Annotated in this window: 17 protein-coding genes; 7 read left to right on the forward strand and 10 right to left on the reverse strand. The window is 61.7% G+C overall.

The window, feature by feature from the left end:
- Positions 1–194: 194 nt before the first annotated feature.
- From BSG09_RS01425 to thyA, 4 genes are all read right to left on the reverse strand, one after another.
- Positions 195–581, reverse strand: coding sequence for a calcium-binding protein (locus BSG09_RS01425; protein WP_223174675.1), 387 nt, complete (start codon positions 579–581; stop codon positions 195–197).
- Between the two features lie 504 nt (positions 582–1,085).
- Positions 1,086–1,244 carry a hypothetical protein gene (locus BSG09_RS21075; protein WP_217650111.1) on the reverse strand — a complete coding sequence of 53 codons (159 nt, stop codon included), beginning with the start codon at positions 1,242–1,244 and terminating at the stop codon, positions 1,086–1,088.
- A gap of 65 nt (positions 1,245–1,309) precedes the next feature.
- Positions 1,310–1,852, reverse strand: a complete 543-nt coding sequence (locus BSG09_RS01430; protein ID WP_092929331.1) for a dihydrofolate reductase — start codon at positions 1,850–1,852, stop codon at positions 1,310–1,312.
- Entirely contained in the window at positions 1,849–2,865 is a 1,017-nt protein-coding gene (gene thyA, locus BSG09_RS01435) for a thymidylate synthase (protein WP_092929333.1), read from the reverse strand. Before thyA ends, BSG09_RS01430 begins: the two co-directional genes overlap by 4 nt.
- 133 nt (positions 2,866–2,998) lie before the next feature.
- On the opposite strand from thyA, the gene BSG09_RS01440 reads away from it, so the two are divergent.
- From BSG09_RS01440 to purD, 4 genes are all read left to right on the forward strand, one after another.
- Positions 2,999–3,586 (forward strand): hypothetical protein, encoded by a 588-nt coding sequence (locus BSG09_RS01440; protein WP_092929335.1) that lies wholly within the window; start codon positions 2,999–3,001, stop codon positions 3,584–3,586.
- Complete coding sequence (locus tag BSG09_RS01445) at positions 3,583–4,197, forward strand: hypothetical protein (protein WP_092929337.1); 615 nt, start codon at positions 3,583–3,585, stop codon at positions 4,195–4,197. Before BSG09_RS01440 ends, BSG09_RS01445 begins: the two co-directional genes overlap by 4 nt.
- Positions 4,198–4,323: 126 nt before the next feature.
- Complete coding sequence (locus BSG09_RS01450) at positions 4,324–5,136, forward strand: hypothetical protein (protein ID WP_092929339.1); 813 nt, start codon at positions 4,324–4,326, stop codon at positions 5,134–5,136.
- A gap of 127 nt (positions 5,137–5,263) precedes the next feature.
- Positions 5,264–6,556 (forward strand): phosphoribosylamine--glycine ligase, encoded by a 1,293-nt coding sequence (purD, locus tag BSG09_RS01455; RefSeq protein WP_092929341.1) that lies wholly within the window; start codon positions 5,264–5,266, stop codon positions 6,554–6,556.
- A 20-nt stretch (positions 6,557–6,576) separates the two neighbouring features.
- On the opposite strand, the gene BSG09_RS01460 is transcribed toward purD, so the two are convergent.
- The 4 genes from BSG09_RS01460 to BSG09_RS20585 form a co-directional block, all read right to left on the reverse strand.
- A complete protein-coding gene (locus BSG09_RS01460; protein WP_092929343.1) occupies positions 6,577–7,935 on the reverse strand; it encodes an aminotransferase class III-fold pyridoxal phosphate-dependent enzyme in 1,359 nt (452 codons plus the stop codon).
- Between the two features lie 39 nt (positions 7,936–7,974).
- Positions 7,975–9,273 carry an MgtC/SapB family protein gene (locus BSG09_RS01465; protein ID WP_092929345.1) on the reverse strand — a complete coding sequence of 433 codons (1,299 nt, stop codon included), beginning with the start codon at positions 9,271–9,273 and terminating at the stop codon, positions 7,975–7,977.
- 103 nt (positions 9,274–9,376) lie between these two features.
- Positions 9,377–9,652 carry a PadR family transcriptional regulator gene (locus BSG09_RS01470; RefSeq protein WP_008010057.1) on the reverse strand — a complete coding sequence of 92 codons (276 nt, stop codon included), beginning with the start codon at positions 9,650–9,652 and terminating at the stop codon, positions 9,377–9,379.
- Between the two features lie 449 nt (positions 9,653–10,101).
- Positions 10,102–10,248 (reverse strand): hypothetical protein, encoded by a 147-nt coding sequence (locus tag BSG09_RS20585; RefSeq protein WP_008010059.1) that lies wholly within the window; start codon positions 10,246–10,248, stop codon positions 10,102–10,104.
- 389 nt (positions 10,249–10,637) lie between these two features.
- Between BSG09_RS20585 and BSG09_RS01475 the strand changes: the two genes are divergently transcribed.
- A complete protein-coding gene (locus BSG09_RS01475; RefSeq protein WP_092929347.1) occupies positions 10,638–11,360 on the forward strand; it encodes a DUF7117 family protein in 723 nt (240 codons plus the stop codon).
- Here the strand turns inward: BSG09_RS01475 and BSG09_RS01480 are convergent.
- Complete coding sequence (locus BSG09_RS01480; protein WP_092929350.1) at positions 11,357–12,250, reverse strand: bifunctional methylenetetrahydrofolate dehydrogenase/methenyltetrahydrofolate cyclohydrolase; 894 nt, start codon at positions 12,248–12,250, stop codon at positions 11,357–11,359. The genes BSG09_RS01475 and BSG09_RS01480 overlap by 4 nt on opposite strands.
- Positions 12,251–12,526: 276 nt before the next feature.
- Positions 12,527–13,774: a serine hydroxymethyltransferase gene (gene glyA, locus BSG09_RS01485; protein WP_092929352.1), complete on the reverse strand. Its 1,248-nt coding sequence runs from the start codon at positions 13,772–13,774 to the stop codon at positions 12,527–12,529.
- A gap of 261 nt (positions 13,775–14,035) precedes the next feature.
- Between glyA and BSG09_RS01490 the strand changes: the two genes are divergently transcribed.
- Positions 14,036–16,183 (forward strand): hypothetical protein, encoded by a 2,148-nt coding sequence (locus BSG09_RS01490; RefSeq protein ID WP_092929354.1) that lies wholly within the window; start codon positions 14,036–14,038, stop codon positions 16,181–16,183.
- A 713-nt stretch (positions 16,184–16,896) separates the two neighbouring features.
- Positions 16,897–17,715, forward strand: coding sequence for a transcriptional regulator TbsP (tbsP, locus tag BSG09_RS01500; RefSeq protein ID WP_092929358.1), 819 nt, complete (start codon positions 16,897–16,899; stop codon positions 17,713–17,715).
- Positions 17,716–17,808: the final 93 nt, after the last annotated feature.

The raw sequence follows: 17,808 nt of genomic DNA on the forward strand, positions 1-17,808 counted from the left end.
GTGGCTCTCGAGTACCGACGAACTATCGACGCGCCCGACGTCGTTCGACTGTGGGTCGATCGAATCGCTATCAACGGAAGTGAACGTCGCGTCACTATCGGAGCCACTGCCCGTCACTGCACACGCGATCGCACAGCCGCCGTGCGCCCAATATATGTGAATAAAACGAACCGCTCGACTGGGTCAGCTGGGGATCACAGAGTGGCCTCGACCAGATCCAGTGCAGCGTCACGGAACTGTCCGTTCTCCCCCATCGTCTCGCTGTCGCCGACATCGAGGTCAACCTCTTCCGTCAGCAAGATACCCCACGACGGGGCTTCTTCACCAATATCGTAGCTGATGACATATGCGTCCCAGTCGTCCGGTTCGTCGAACACGTCGTCTGCCGCCCCGGAATCGTCGATCAATTCATCTCTCGTTTGTGGGTTCAACTCCGAGATGACATCGAAGTCGACGCCAGGTCGATAGTGATCTCCGAACACCACTACCGTGTCGTTCTCGTCGTCTTGGGCGGCGGCAGTCCCCGACGTCGCGCCTGCACCAATGGCAAGCGCCGTCGTGGCGAGTGCCCCTTTTTTCACGATCGAGTGTCTCGAGTTATCTACTTGTTCAGTATCTTTATCAGTCATGTCTCTCACCTGTGCTCCCCTGTCGGGGTGGACGATTCTTGACCCAATTTTGCATAAGTTATCTCCATTGTTTCATCGTCTAAGATCGGCTATACCCGAAGAACTGGGCTATTAGGGATCTCTGTAATACGGTTTCGGCAGGAACTGCGCTGCCAAGCGAAAGCCGACTGCGATACTATATGTCGACGTAACAACTATTGGGCGTGGGATTTGTACCGGTTACACACAGTGCTAGCGGGACACCATTTCGGGCCAGTTCGGTCACGATGGGCCGCCAGCGAGACGTGATTACGGCGCGTTGCCGACTCTGACGGGGATATGACGACAACGTGGCACTTCGATTTATCTAGCAAAACAATGACTTTCTTCGGGTACTCTCCTGAAACGGTAGTACGGACTTCGGCGTCCGGTTCGGAGTCGTTTACAGCCTCGAGCGGCAGTCATCGACCACTGCTCTCAGCCAGCAGCCCCATCAGCAGTGACTGCCGTTCGTGACCGCTGTCGAGGCGACTGCTGTCCGACGGGCTTGCGCTGCGTGAGACGGTGTGGGTCGTCGCTCAAAATTGGCTGTTGTGTCGTCGTAAACGCACCACACCGTTTCGATTTCGTTTCCACCGTGTCCGCTCCTCTCGGTGGAGCAGCCACCGACTGTGTGTCCGAATACTCCCACCAGCGAAACATTATTCGCGCCGGGTATACTCCACGAACGCGAACCCGTCACGCTCGTCCCGCGACACTTCTCGAAACGAGTTTCGATCCCAGTCCGGGAAATACGTATCGCCGTCCGGGTCGTCGTGAACCTCGGTGACGATCAGCCGATCGACCGCTGGCAGAAACTGCTCGTACACCGTCGCGCCGCCGGCGACGAAGATCCGGTCGGCGTCGTCGTGGCGCTCCTGTGCAGCGGCTTCAGCCGTTTCGAGCGCATCCGCAAGGTCGTGTGCGACGACGGCGTTTGCAGGTGTCTCGAGGTCCCGACTCGTCAACACGACCGTCGTCCGGCCAGGGAGCGGTTCGCCGAGCGTCTCGAGAATCCCCTCGTACGTGACCCGGCCCATGATGACCGGGTGGTCCATCGTCGTCTCCTTGAAATGCGTGAGGTCGGCGGGGATATGCCAGGGCATGTCGCCGTCCTTGCCGATCACGCCATTGTCGGCGACGGCGACGATCGCGACGAGCTCGCGGTCGGTCTCCAGTGGGGATCCGTTTCGATCGCCGCTCATTCGGCCACCGAAAAGTCGATCCCGTCGTGTGACTCGTAGTCCCGAAGCTCGACATCGTCGTACGAGAGATCGTCGATCGAGACGTCCGCCACCTCGAGCGTCGGGCGCTCGAGTGGCTCCCGCGAGAGCTGCTCGAGCAGGCCGGGGACGTGGTCAAGGCGTTCGTCACCCTCTGCCTCGGGTGGGGCTTCCGATTCGAGCCATGCTTTGATCTCGCGGTACTCCTCGCGGTCGTCGACTGCCGCAAGCTTCGATTGCAGCGTCTCGAGGTTGTCGGCGTACCACTCCCCGCGCGCGCCGCGCCCGCAGTAGACGTGGGCGTCGACGACGGTGTGGGCGAACGTGCCGGGTTCGAAGTCGGTCTGCTGGGCGATCACTTTCGTCAGCAACGAATAGGCCGCGATATTGAACGGGATCCCGAGTGCGGTATCGCCCGACCGCTGGGTGAGATGGCAGTTCAGCTGATCTCCCTGCACGTTGAAGACAAACGAGTAGTGACAGGGCGGTAGCGTCGAGACGGCTGCGTTCGCCGGATGCCAGGCGTTGACCACGAGCCGCCGCGAGTTCGGCGACTCGGCAAGCGTATCGATCACGTACTGGAGCTGGTCGAAGGTCCGTCGGCCGTCAGTTTCCTCGGTGACCCACCGGTGGGCCGAATCGGGCCAGGACTCACCCTCGAGTTGGGCGTCATCCTCGGGAATCGGATACCGCCGCCAGAAGCGACCGTAGGCCGTATCCAGTCGCCCCTCATCGTCAGCCCACGCGTCCCAGATCTTGGTCTCCTCGCGGAGATTCCGGATGTGTTCCTCGCCGGAGAGATACCAGCAGACCTCGTGGAGCATCGAATTCCAGCGATAGCCGTCCATCTCTTTGGTCGTCAACAGCGGATACCCGTCCTGTAAGTCGACCTCGTAGTGCTCGCTAAACGACGAAATCGTGTCGACGCCGGTCCGATTGGGTTTGTAGGTCCCCGTCGAGAGAACCGTGTCGACGAGCTCGAGGTACTGTCGCATTAGAAGTCACGTTCAGACTGTGTCGACAAGACCGTGTCGATAAAAACGCTCTGTGCTGGGCGGCTTGGTCGCGTTGTGTAGCGGTTGTTACGCCGGCTCCGGCTTTTAGTATGATCGCGTGTCACTAAGAGTGGTGACGCTCGAGGACCTCGTCCACGGACAGCGAGCGAACGCCATTATCGGCTGGTCACTGACCGGCATCGTGGCTCTGAGTGCCATCGGGAGCGTGCTCACGGCTGCCATCCTCTGGCGCGGGCTCGCGTTACTGGTGGTCGTCGTGGCGTCGCTGCCGGCGCTGGCGACCCGCGACTGGACGGCGATGCTTCCCTGGCCCGTGCTATCGGTCGCTGCCATCGCCGTGGTCGCCAGGACGGCCGGGCTGGGTCTCGAGGCTGCGGGGTATCTCATCGTCGCGGCGCTGGCGCTTGTGGTCGTCGTCGAACTCGAGGTTTTCACGTCGGTCGAGTTGAGCCGTCGCTTCGCCGTCGCCTTCGCGGTCATGACGACGATGGCGCTGCAGGCGCTCTGGACCGTCGCCCAGTTCTTCTCGGATCGGTGGTTCGGAACTGCGTTTCTGCGATCGCAGACCGAACTCCAGCAGGACATCGTCATCGTCACGCTCGTCGGCTTCGTCTTGGGCGGACTCTTCGAGTGGTACGTCGTGCAGTTCGAGCCCCCCGGGTCCGCCGGTCGATCGACCAACAGCACGGGACCAACATGACGCTCGACGATTCACTCGGCTTGTCCGACACCTGGGAGCGACACCTCGTGTGGATACTACAGCTCGCACTGGTCGGGCTAATCGGCTACGGGGCAGTAACGGGATCGGCTTCAGTTTCCGTGACGGCCAGCATCGCGCTCGGTATCACGCTCCTCCCGGCGGCGTTGCGCCGGGAGTACGAGTACTCGATGGACGCTGGGCTTGTCCTCTGGATCACCGTTGCTGTGTTCCTCCACTCCATCGGCTCGATCGGCATCTACCAACAGTATCAGTGGTATGATGAGATAACTCACACCGTCTCGGCGACTGTCGTCGCCGGGTTCGGATACGCTTCGTTCCGGGCGCTCGAGGTTCACTCTGATGACGTGGCGGTTCCGTCGGCGTTTCGATCGCTGTTCATCATCGTCTTCGTCCTTGCTGCCGGCGTCCTGTGGGAAGCGTTCGAGTACGCCCTTGGCGATCTGGTTCCCGTCTACGGAGTCGACGACATCGCCACCGATTTCGTGTTCAACGCGATCGGTGGCCTGATCGTAGCGATCTGGGGAGCAGGCCATGTCAGCGGTCTCGTCGGATTCCTCCGGGATCGACTCCGATCCAATGCCGATCAGTAACCGATCGCCGCCGTCGGCGTCTCGAGACCGCCGAGACGCCAGTCGTTCAGAGATGGCTGCAAACTCCGGCCTGAAACCTATCCACAGACGGGCTGAAGGAACGGCCTGAAAAGACGACTGATCACAATGACTGACACACCACGCTTCGAGACGCGACGGAGATTCATCGGGACGGGTGCGGCGACCGTGGGCGCGCTTACGTTCGGAGTGACGGGGAGCACGACGGCCCAGGAATCCGGGGACGAAACAGCCGACGTTTCCTTCCGCGACGCGATCTCCACCCGCGAGACGTACTTTTCCGGTGCGATCTTCAGGGTCGTCTCACCGCCGCTCGAGAACGCCCCTGTGGTACAAAACGCAGAGCCGGTACGGAATCACAGCGTGCGCGTCATCGAGTACTTCAACACGAACGAGGAGGGATACCTCTTCCTGCCACCGAACGCACAGATCGAGCGCGGACAGGTCTACGTCTTCGACGACCGACTGGGATCGGGAGCGCCGGAACTTCCGGCCACGAACCTCATTCGAGTCGAGTACCGACCGGTCACGCAGGCGGAGCTGCCCTTCAAAATGGAGGAGGACGAGGACTTCGAGTACTTCGAGGGCGGGGGTGGCGAGGCGGCCGTCCGTCCAGACGACTTCTACTCGAGTGCGCTGTTCGAGATCACCTCCGGCGCGCAGGGCTGGGTTCCCCAAGACATCGAACAGAGCGGTCTGTTCACCGATTACAACACTGTCCACGCCAGGTACCTTGGCACGAACCAGCGCTTTCTCCTCTTTCCCCAGGAGGCTGCGGGGACGAACACGGGACAGCTCTACGTGATGCGCGACGAATCCGAAATCTTCGATCCGGCCGGTAAGCTCGTGGCTGCCGAGTTCAGCCCCGTCGACGAGGACAGTCTCACCTTCGACGACGAGTTCCTCCGCACTCGGACGTGACCGACGACAGGTTATCTGTGCCGGCAGCGTTGAACGCGTCCATTTTCGGGCGAATACCCCATGAACGTGGATACTTCCGGCCGCCGAAAGAGCAACGCTTACAGGTTCGTGCGTTCCGCTATCGACCATGCGAGAGAACGTTCTGTTGATCGGTGGTGGCGGCCGCGAACACGCCATCGCCCGCGCGCTCGAGGATAGCGAGGCCGACCTCTATGCCTGTGCCGGCAACAAAAACCCCGGCATTGCCCGCATCGCGGCGGGCTTCGAGACGCTCGAGACGACCGATCCCGACGCCGTCGTCGACTACGCTGCGGAGATCGACGCGACGCTGGCTGTCGTCGGCCCGGAATCGTATCTCGAGGCTGGCGTCGTGGACGCGCTCGAAGACGCGGGCGTCTACGCCTTCGGCCCGAAGGAAGCCGACGCCCGCATCGAGACGGACAAAGCCTTCCAGCGCCGCTTTATGGCCGACAACGACATTCCCGGCTGTCCGGACTTCGAGACGTTCGACGACATGGACGCCGCCTGCGAGTTCATCGACGAGTACGACGGCGACCTCGCGATCAAGCCCGCCGGCCTCACGGGCGGCAAGGGCGTCAAGGTTATCGGCGATCAGGTCACGCCCGAGGAGGGCAAAGAATACATCCGCGAATCGGATTACGACCGGATCGTCCTCGAGGAACGGCTGATCGGCGAGGAAGTGACGATCCAGGCATTTGTCGCCAACGGCGCGTTCGAGACCGCACCCGCAGTGCAGGACCACAAACGCGCCTACGAGGGCGATGAAGGGCCGAACACCGGCGGCATGGGGAGCTACTCCGACGCGACGAACGACCTCCCGTTCATGAGCGACGACGACTACGAGGAGGCCGTCTCGATCATCGAGGCGACCGTCGACGCTCTCGAGGACTACCGTGGCATCCTCTACGGCCAGTTCATGCTGACCGAGACCGGCCCCCGTGTCATCGAGTTCAACGCTCGCTTCGGCGACCCCGAGGCGATGAACACGCTGCCCGTCCTCGAGACGGACTTCCTCGACGTGCTCACCGCAGCACGGGACGGCGAGGCCCCGCCCGAACTCGAGTTTGCCGACCAGGCGACGGTCTGTAAGTACGCCGTGCCGGAGGGCTACCCGACCGATCCCGAGGCCGGCGCGAAGGTGCAGGTCGACGAAGAGAGCGCGGGCGATGCCCTGCTCTATTATGCCAGCGTCGACGAGCGCGACGACGGCATCTACACGACGACCTCCCGGTCGTTCGCCGTCGTCGGCGTCGCCGACTCGATCGACGAGGCCGAGGAAATCGCCGAAGACGCCCTCGCAGTTGCCGGCGACGAAGGGCTGCACATGCGCCACGACATCGGCAAAGCCGACCTCGTTCAGCGCCGGATCGACCACATGAACGAACTCCGCAGCGAGTAACACCGCGCTCTCGGTCTATTTTAGCGGTCAGTGCCGTCTGCAACGCTGTCGATCGCCTCGAGCAACAGCCCCGCCCCGAGTTCGATCTCCCGTTCGGTCACGTCCAGTGGCGGCAGCAATCGCAGCGTCTTGAAGCCACAGCCAAGCGTCAGCAGTCCGCGTGAGAACGCCGTCTCAAGGACCGTATCCCGGCGCGCTTTGGTATCGAACTCGACGGCGAGCATCAGGCCACGACCGCGAACGTCGATCACGCCTGGGGCGTCGCCATCGGTGACGGCGTCTGTGAGAATCGCTCGAAGCTGGCTCCCCCGTTCGCGGACGTTCGCGAGCAGATCGTCTTCGTGGATGACGTCGATCGTGAGCACACCCTGCATAGCGGCGATGATGTCGCCGGCACCCCATGTCGAGGAGAGTCGGCTCTGCTCGGCGGGAAACACGTCGGACCGAGAAATCGTTGCGCCCACGCGGAGGCCCTTCCCACTCGTGATGACATCGGGCGTAAGCTCGAGGTGGTCGACGGCCCACAGTTCGCCGGTGCGGCCCAGGCCGGACTGGATCTCGTCGGCGATGACTCGAAGGCCGTAGCGTTCGCGAAGCGCCTCGAGATCGCGGGCGAACTGAGGGTGAGCGACGCGATACCCGCCTTCGCCCTGGATCGGCTCTATGATCACGTAGGCGACTTCGTCGGGGTCGATCACGCCGCGGTCTGGGTGGAGTGCGTCGGCGATAACGTTGCCACCGGGGCCGTCAGTTCGCCATCGAGTGTCGTATTCCTCGTCAGTGGTTGGATAGGGGGCGCTGACGACGCCCGGAATTTCGGGAAAGCCGGTTCGGTGGACGGATTTCGAGCGGTTGAGCGAGAGCGCGCCCAGCGTTCGGCCGTGGAACGCGCCGTCGAAGGTAAACGCCCGGTGACCGCCGGCAGCGTAGCAGATCTTGATTGCATTTTCGACAGCCTCGGCCCCGGAGTTCGAGAGGAAGACCCGATCCATGTTATAGTGGTCCGTCATCGCGACCAGTCGATCCATGAGCTGAGTTGGGCCGGGGAACTCTGGATCATCGGGCGGGCCACCGCCGCTCACGTAGAAGTCCTGCCCGGCGATCTTCAGCGGGTCGACGAGGTCGAACGTCTCGAGGCGCTCGCGGATGGTGGGGTTGTTGTAGCCAAGCGGCGAGGCGGCGACGTGGCTCGTAAAGTCGAGCAGGATGTTGCCGTCGACGTCGGTACAGAACGGGCCGACTGCCTCACGGCTGACATCCCAGACGAACTCGTAGACGTACGTACTCGGGGCAGCAAATCGGTGGTGGTAGTTGACCCACTGGCGGGCCCGCTCGCCGGGGAGGTCGTCTACCGCTGGTTCGACCGTTGCGCGGTCCATATGGTACCATTAGACACGGATAAATAAAGGTACTAATGCCTACACAACGACGAGCACCGACGCGAGCGTGCCGCCGATCAGGAGGATTGCGCTGTAGGCTGTGACCCGGTTTCGGAAGTCGGTGTTCGTCGACGTCGATGCTAACAGAGCCTTGACGACGATGCTCGAGACGGTCGCAAGCAGGATGGCGACGGTGGCCTCCGGCCCGCCCAGTTGGCCGCCCCGGTAGAGGACGACCGCCGATGTGGTCGCGCCGGCACTCGAGACGAAGCCGCTGGCGACGGCCGTCGCGTAGAAGCCCAGCGTGCCGAACCACGTCTCGGCCAGCGAGCCGAAGACGAGCACGCCGAGGAAGACGACGCCGAACCCGAGCGCGTTTCGCAACGAGAACGGGCTCTCGAGTTCCATCGGGCCGGACTCGTCCCAGTCGGCAGTGAGCGCGGCGACGGCGAACGCGAGGACGATCACGGCTCCGAGCGGCACGATCGCCTCGACGAGGATTTCGGAGTCGCTACCAGCCGTAAAGCCGACCGCGATCGCGAGATTGCGTGTCGCCATCGCGGCGTTTGCAAGCAAGATCGCGGCGACGGCATAGGAGGCTGCTTCGGGCCGTTGCCTGACGTGATCGAGCATCGTCCCGACGACGGCCGTCGAGGACGCCAGCCCGCCGAAAAAGCCCGTGATCGCGATCCCGCGACCGCCGTAGGTCGTGACGATCGCGTAGTTGGCGATGCCGATCCCCGCGACGGCAACGACCATCAGCCAGATGACCTGCGGCTCGAGGGGGATCGCCAGCCCGGCGAATTCGACGGTCGTTTCCGCGGGGAGGATCGGGTAGATGACGAACGCGAGGATGGCGAACTCGATCGTCGAGCGCATCTCCTCGTGGGACAGTCCCCACGCGAACTCGTGGAGTTCGCGCTTCAAGACGAGCAACAGCGACGAGAGCACGGCGACGGTGACCCCCTCGAGAATGAAGCCCACGGCGACCAGTGCCCCGACACCGTAGGCGACGAGCATCGAGACTGACGTCGTCAGTGAGAGTCCCGTTTCGTCCTCGCTCATGAGTCCCTGGACGGCGAGTAACACTCCCTGAACGATCACGAGCACGCCACCGAGTACCAACAGCCCCTCGCCGATGGCCGACTCGGTCTCGATGGCGAGGACGGTAAAGACGGCAGCGAGCAGACTAATCAGCGAGAACGTCCGAATGCCGGCGGACTTCTGAGACCACTCGCGTTCGAGCCCGAGGAACATCCCCAGCGCACCGGCCAGTGCGATCCGCACGACCGTCTCCTCGAACGGCGTCTCAGCGACCTGCAGCGCGACCTCGTTCACCCCCGACCGTTCATCATGGTCGCATATAAGCAACCCGCCGATGGAAACGCGACCTGGCCTCGAGCGCCGCTATCGTAGGCACTCGACGAAACACGGACCCAGACTATAGGTCGACGTACTGTTCTTCCCACTCGCGGCGGGCCTCGAGTTCGCGCCGGCCACGGCGAGTGAGCGTATAGAAGTTCGTTCGGCGGTCGCGTCGGCCCTTTTCGACGAGTCCCTTATCGACAAGGGTGTCGAGGTTGGGGTAGAGCCGACCGTGGTGAATCTCTTTCTCGTAGTACTGTTCGAGTTCGTCTTTGATCGCCAGTCCGTGGGGCTCCTCCTCGCCAGCGATGACGTAGAGCAAGTCACGCTGGAATCCTGTCAGGTCGTACATTGGGAAAGTACCAATCACACTTACTGTCGAATTTTAATAAGGCTATCGGGTTGTTTCGATCGAAAGAGGGTTATTACCAGCGAGACGTGTCGTTTCGGCTGCGAGAGACCCATAATGCCGATGACGAATCGGTCGGTGATGCTCCCATAATGTGCGGTTCATGTTTACAGTCCAGATAGTTTGTTTCGACACAATTATATGGGATGATCCATCACTAGAGACTTCGACTCGAGCGAGTACAGACAAGTCTCATCAGTTGACAGTATCACAGTGAAACAGGAAAGCAGATCGCGTGACGGAAAAATGTCACGCGATCGCTTGCCGCCCTGAATTGGTCCCCGCTGACGCTTCGGCCCTCCAAGCGAAGCGTCACGTAGAAAACTACGTTGTGTGTACTTAAATGTAACGGCAGTGCTGACAGCAGACGCGGCCACTGATCCGGGCCTCGTCTAAATGTGTTCCTCCTCGAGTACCCAGCCGAGTGCTCGCTTGTAGTAGGTAAACATCTCTTCGACGCCGTCGTGGCGCATCTCGTCGCTCTCTAAGTGCTCTTTGAGGAACTCGTACTGTTCGCGGATTTCGGCTTCGTCTCGCATACTCGTCACTATCAGGTGAGCACGGAAAAGCGCCGCCACACCATATCAATCGCCCTCGCTTCACGACGGGCGAACCCACATACCGTTTCATATGGAAACACCTGTCTTTCGGGACGAAACGATATGGAACGACAGCGTGTGTCTCTGTCTACTGTAGCCGATCGTCGAACGGGCCCACTTGAATAGCACTCACAGACCACCTCCTTGGATTGGTTTGCTGGGACGTGTCGTTGCTGGCGTTAATTGGCTGTTGAGCGACGGTCTTCCCATTGCGTTCGGCCGCCCGGACACCGCCTTGGACCGTCTCTTTCGTCTCACGGGCGTAGTGACAGTGACGTTCGCAAACTGGGTCCGGTGAGATTTTTTGTGCGCCGTCCGTAGCGAGACCCATGAAAATCCGGGGCGAGCGCGAATGTACGGAGTGTGGGACCCGCTGGTCGTACTATGAAACTGGGAGCGTGGGCTGTCCCGCCTGTGGTAGCCTTCAGAGCGTTGGCGTCGACGAACGAACCGAACACACTGACATGCAGGTCGCGTTCGATCTGACTCCCGTCCGAAACGCGGTCGACGAGGTCGAATCCGACGATCTCGCCGAGCGAGCCCGCGATCGGTGTCGCGACTACGTTCGCCGCCGCGGGTTCGTCAACGCCGGTACCCTCCGCGAACTCGACGATACCTATCTGGCCGCGACCGAGTTGCTCCACGTCGCCGACATCGTCGCCCGCGAGATCCACCTCGACGAACGCGAAGAGTTGTACTTCCTTGCCCTGCTCCGCGATGCCGACCAGGGCGAGCGCCCACCTGTCGAAGACGTTCCGACATCGCTTCGTGCCGCTCGCGGACTCGCGTACGCAAACGCCGTCCGCGAATACCGTCGCGACATCCGTACGTGGGCCGAGGATCGAGAACTAACTACGAGCCAACGAGGGGCACTCGAGACCCTCGGCGAACACGTCACGCGGGTTCGGATGCTCGACGGAGACATCGAGCCACAGGCCGCCGAACAGCTGATCACGGCGACTCGCGATCTGACGAACGGCCTGCGTGGCGACGAAATGGCGTTCTCGCAGGCCCAAGAGCGGCTGACGAGCCTCGAGTTCGGCGAAACTTAGGGCAGATCCACGGCGACGTCTTCCTGCAGGCTCGCGGCTTTGACGGTATTATATAGCAACATCGCGCGCGTCATCGGGCCGACGCCGCCGGGAACCGGCGTGATGGCGCTGGCTTTCTCCTTTGCGCTCTCGAACTCGACGTCGCCGACGAGTTCGTAGCCCTTCTCGGTGTCTGCGTCGACGCGGTTGACGCCCACGTCGATTACGACCGTCCCCTCCGTGATCATCGAGCCGTCGACGAGTTCCGGGACGCCAGCGGCAGCGACGACGATGTCTGCACGCTGAGTCTTTTCGGCGAGGTTCTCGGTCCGGGAGTGACAGACCGTCACCGTCGCGTTGCCGTCGTCGGCCTTCTGGATCAGCAGGTTCGCCAGCGGCTTGCCAACGATGTCAGACCGGCCGACGATCGTTACGTCCTTGCCCTCGGTGTCGACGTCAGCCGACTCGAGCAGCTTCTGGACGCCGTGTGGCGTACAGGGTCGGAAGCGAGCGTCACCGGCGACGAGTCGGCCGACGTTCTCGGGGTGGAAGCCGTCGACGTCCTTCGCGGGATCGACCCGGCGGATCACGTCGCGGTAGTCGACGTGGTCCGGGACGGGTGCCTGGACGATGTATCCGTGGACGTCGTCGTTGTCGTTGAGATCCGCGATGGTGTCGAACAGTTCCTCGGCTGGGGCGTCGCCGTCGACGTCGACGTGGTGGCTCTCGATGCCGACCTCCTCACAGTCGCGCTGTTTCATGTTTACGTAGGTCTGGCTCGCCGGATCGTCGCCCATAAGGACGGTTGCCAGCCCCGGCCGTGCGCCCGCGTCTGCGAGTGTCTCGATCGCCTCAGTCAACTCGTCTCGAATGTTACTCGCAACCGCGTTGCCGTCGATGATCTCGGTCATTACTCGAGTGGGCGACCGCGAGACTCATTAATCCCCGGATTCGTGCGTAGAATCGCCCTCAATTCGACTCGAATATACACGTCTATGGATATCATCGTCGAACTGCTCGTCGACTCAGCCAGATCGCACTGATGGCCGTTCCTGCTGCTCGCGAATGGTACGGACGCCTCTCAGTCAGTTCCGGCGCACACACGACGGTCGCGGGTGGGCCGGTACACAGTGATAACAGACCGTCTGACAGCGAGAAAGCAGCAGCGAAAACGAATGCGTCGTCAGCTATTCGTACAGCGGGTTCTCGTCACACAGCGTCGCGACTTCCTCGCGAACCTCCGCGAGGACGCTCTCGTCGTCGGGACTGTCGACGACGCGAGCGATCAGGTCGGCGACCGTCCGGCAGTCGTCTTCGTCGAAGCCACGCGTAGTCAGTGCCGGCGTGCCAGCACGGATGCCGCTGGGGTTGAACGCCGAGCGCGTCTCGCCGGGCACCGTGTTCGCGTTGAGGACGATGCCGGCCTCCTCGAGCGCTTCTTCGGCGTCGCCGCCGGTTGTATCGGGATGACTTTCGCGGAGGTCGACGAGCACGAGGTGGTTGTCGGTGCCCTCAGAGACCAGCGAGAAGCCGTGTTCCGAGAGTCGCTCGCCGAGGGCCTTCGCGTTTGCAATCGTCTGCTCGGCGTATTCTTCGAATTCAGGCTCGAGGGCTTCCTTGAAGCCGACGGCCTTGCCGGCGACGTTGTGCATGAGCGGGCCGCCCTGGCCACCGGGGAAGACGGCGGCGTCGATGTCGTCGGCGTACTCCTCGTCACACATGACGATGCCGCCCCGGCCCGAGCGGATCGTCTTGTGCGTACTGCCGGTGACGAAGTCGGCGACACCGACCGGCGAGGGATGGACGCCGGCGGCGACGAGCCCCGTGATGTGCGCGATGTCCGCGAGATGGAGCGCGTCGACGTCGTCGGCGACGTCCTGAATTCGCTCCCATTCGACCTCACGCGGGTACGCGGAGTAGCCCGAGACGATGATGTCTGGCTCGAACTCGGCCGCGTGCTCGGCGAGCCCCTCGTAGTCGAGATAGCCCGTCTCGGCGTCGACCTCGTACTGCTCGACCTCATAGAGCTGGCCCGTGAAGTTCGCCGGGTGGCCGTGGCTTAAGTGGCCGCCGTGGGTCAGATCAAGCGAGAGGATCTTGTCGCCGGGCTCGAGCATCGCGAAGTAGACGGCCTGGTTGGCCTGCGTGCCCGAGTGGGGCTGGACGTTGACGTGCTCTGCGCCGAACAGCTCCGTCGCGCGGTCGATCGCGAGCTGTTCGACCTCGTCGGCGTACTCACAGCCGCCGTAGTAGCGCTCGCCGGGATACCCCTCGGCGTACTTGTTCGTCAGGGCACTGCCCTGCGCGTCGAGGACGGCATCGCTGACGTGGTTCTCGCTGGCGATCATCTGCAACGTCTCTCGCTGGCGCTGTACCTCGCCCTCGAGGGCGTCGGCGACGGCGGGATCGACGTCCCGTACCTTGTCGTGGTCCATATCCGAATTGCGGTCTGGCGGCTGTATAAGTGTACCCTTCCCCGGCAAGTCGAGCCACTACTGGCCCCCATCACGACGAGGCCGACCCGGCAGCCGAGCACCCGTCGGACGAGAGGCGCGGCTCGTCGTCGGACCCGCAGAGACGCAGCCAGTGCCGGGCGTTCGAGTCCAGCTTATAAAGGGGCCAGTCCCGCTGACGGGCTTATATACTTATAATATCCCGATACAACTAACTTATCTGAGTGACATTCGGCTAACCAAATGATTTGGTGGGAGGTAGATGGCGACGTCCTTCACGTCACCGACGCTGACAACGCCGAGTTGACGGTTGAGGGGGTTGATACCGCCGTCAATAACGCTAGCGTCGACATCCAGCGTCCCGCTGACGAGACTGTCGCCGTAACGACTAGCAAGCTTCGTTTCCCGCACGCGGTCGTGTACGCGTTCTCGCTCACCTGTGATGATCACCGCGAACTCGACCCTGGTGGCGAGCCGCTGTCACTGCCGCCCGGGGAGTATATCGTCGACGTTGATACCGAGATCAAGTCCTACCTCCGATTTTCCGGCGCGGCGACGATCGAACGGACGCCCGATTACGAGGAGGTTATCATCTCCTTTCCGACGCGAACGCGTGTCATCCTCGGCCTCCGGTGTCGACACGAGTTCCCTGTGGGAACGATTACTGTCCCCGACCGCCCGTCTGCGATCGCCGACGCCATCACACATATGGCTGCCTCACACAAGACCGACGGCCCCGATCGGTCGTATCCCACACTCCGGGGCCATCCGGCACTGATCGAGCACGGCGATTCCCTCGAGATTGACGACTGCATCCGGTCTGGGACTCCTGATCACGGGATCGAACTCGTCGTGCCACCCAACTACGAGTCGCTGTTAGTCACTGCGCCGCTTGCCTACTATCTTCAGGCAACAGTCCGGACGACCGACGACTGCCGTCACGTCCCATCCAGTCCGGGTTCAGCCCGTCCGCGACTCCGACTCGTCGACCGAGGGCGCGACGTGGCGCTCTCATCGATGCCCGAGTTAGAGCACGACGTCGCACGGCTACTCCGGAAAACGTTCTTGCTCGACTGTCTCGTCCGCAATGCCGGCCCCTACGGAACGACGCTCGCTGAATACAGTCTGCTCGAGTCCCTCGACCTCGACGCTGACACGCTGTACGACGCCTCACCACAGGATCGGTTTGCAGCCTATCTCGACGTGCCTTACGCGGCTATCAAACACCGACTCCCCGAGTGGCATCTCTCGACGTACGTCACACCGGCGTACGAGAGCGTCGAAACGCTGCCGTTCCTGCTCGACCGACTGAGCATGATCTATACCCCACGCAGCTCCGAGCTCGAGGGACGAGAACTGGTCGAACGCTCGCTCGAGGATTTCTATCGTGGCCTCGATTCCGGGCACGGCTGGACCGATCGGCAGTGCGTGCCGTCTGCGGCCAGGGCCACCACCGGGCAGGTCGCCTCGGTCGACATCGTCAAACCCGACCTCCGGAGCGGCCGCACCCACGGCTGGCTGGCCGACGGCGTCCCGATCGACGCCTTCAAATCCGCACCCGAGGCCTACGACAACCGCCTCGACTATCTCGAGCGAGCGAACGACGCGATCTCGATCTGTGTCGTCCTCAACGATCCGGAGATGGCCGGCGAACACGACCGTGTTGCCGAGATCTATCGCCAGCGCTCTGAAGAACTGACGATCGACCTCTCCGTCGAGGAATCACTCGAGACAGCCGCTCTCGCCCGCGTCTTCGAGACCGACCACGATTTCGTCCACTACATCGGCCACTGCGAAACCGACGGGCTGCGCTGTCCCGATGGCACGCTCGCAGCCTCGAGCCTCGAGTGCTGTAATGTCCAGACATTCTTTCTCAACGCGTGTGGCTCCTTCCATGAGGGACAGACCCTGATCGAGAAAGGCAGCGTCGCCGGCGCGGTGACGTTCACCAAAGTCCTAAACGACCACGCCATCAAGGTCGGCTCGACGTTCGCCAAACTGCTGGTTCATGGCTTCAGCATCGAGCGAGCGATAGATCTCGCCCGCCGGCGCATCATGATGGGGAAAGACTACACTGTCGTTGGCGACGGAACCCACTCGCTCACCCAGGGCGACCAGCCACCGACCACTGCACGACTCGAGGAAGTCGAAGCCGACGGCCGTGAAACACAGTATCTCTTGTGTCTCGACTGTTACTCGATGCGAGCAGCCGGCTCATACTACTTCCCGCACACCGAGACCAACGAGTATGCCTACCTCTGCGGGAACGACTCGACGTTTACGTTGACACGATCGGAACTGGTGACGATGCTCAAAGAAACGGACGCAGCCGTGATCTACGACGGGGACGTATACTGGTCGGACGCACTCTGGCCACGATTTGATCGATAACCGCCGACACGTACGATGAGTGGCAGCGTCACTTCGGCTGTCGACTCACTATCGACTCGGAACCACCGGGAGACGAAGTGGCTGGTGTTGATCTCGAGATTTGCAACTTCGCCGCCGTCTCGGTCGGTGGTGCATCCGTGTTGTATCCGGCGGCATACTCAACGAAGACGGATCCCACTCCACAAAAGATAAAGCGTGACGGTCCCCTCCCCCCATCTCGCGAGGCTACTCATCTTGACTGGACGCGAACAGGTCGTCACCCGCGAACTGTACGATCCCAACGCAGACGGGATTCCCGTGATGTTAGGCGCGGATGAATGTCAAGGACCGCCGTACGTGCTGACCCGTTCTGCCCGCACAGTACTCCGTGACGATCGAATCCGGTCCGACTCGAGGCCACCTCGAGCAATGACCGCTCGAACGCCCCACCATAGTTGGCTCTGTCGAACGCACATACGATAGCAGAGTAACACGTTGGTTGTTTATAGTTATTGGTACTAGTAACGAAAACCCGTCCTCACCCGCTCTATTACCAATACCCGTTTCCAAGTATAGCTCTATCAACCCATACGTGTATAAGAGATATCGATATTCCGTTGGCGAACTAACGTGTTCTGGACAAAAATTACCGTTTTAGATACGATACGAGAAGTTCTGCCGCCCAGATGGCCGCCAAAATTAAGTACTGTGCTCTCAATTACTTCTGTATAGGCATGACCTCGAATTTACTCAACCATCAGATTGACGATATTCTCGAGTCAGTGCTCGAGGATGCAAGCGGTGATATCTTCATGGTAAATCCATCGCATGATGCCATCGAAGACTTCGTCTCCGTCGCCACCACGTTCGACGGCGACCTTCCCGCAGTACATATGCTCGCCGACGAGCGAACGCTGAAAGACATCATGGGCGATTTCATCGTCGCCTCGAACGCGGCCGACCTTATCAGCGAGGGCGCACTCGCCTTGCGAACGCTCGAGCAGGCCCCCGAGAACTCGCTTTTGATCACTGAGGACCGCGTCGTCGCCGTCGTTCACGCCGGTGACCGCGTCGGCGGCCTCGTCACTGATGAAGCGGACTTCGTCGCAGACACCTACGAGACCTACGAGGATCGCTGGGCCGACGCGTCCGAATTTAACCTTCGGACGCCGCCGATCACGGACGTCCGCGAAACGCTCGCCGACGAGATCAGCCCCGACGCTGAAGGCGACTTCACGGCAATTCTCGACTCGCTCGAGACAGCCCGCGGCGACGGCGATGGGCTGGATGAGGTCACCATTTCCTTGCTCGTTGCCGCCAAAAACGAGGCCCTGCTCTACGACATCAGCAAGTGGGGCGAGGACGTCGGGATCGCCTCCAAGGCGACCTTCTCGCGGACGAAAACCAAACTCGAGGACATGGGCCTGATCGACACCGAGAAGGTCCCGATCGACGTCGGTCGCCCGCGACTCCGCCTCAAGATCGGTGACGACCGCCTCAAAGAAGCCGACAACGGCCAGCTCGCGACGGTGGCCCAGTCGATTCTCAACTAACAACCTTTTACACTGCGTTCTGGCAGGCTGACGACAGCGTAGCTGTCGCACAGCCTGCCGTCACTCGGTAAAATCTCGAGAGAGCGAAGCTCT

The sequence above is a fragment of the Natrinema hispanicum genome (assembly GCF_900111485.1).
Lineage (GTDB): Archaea > Halobacteriota > Halobacteria > Halobacteriales > Natrialbaceae > Natrinema > Natrinema hispanicum_A.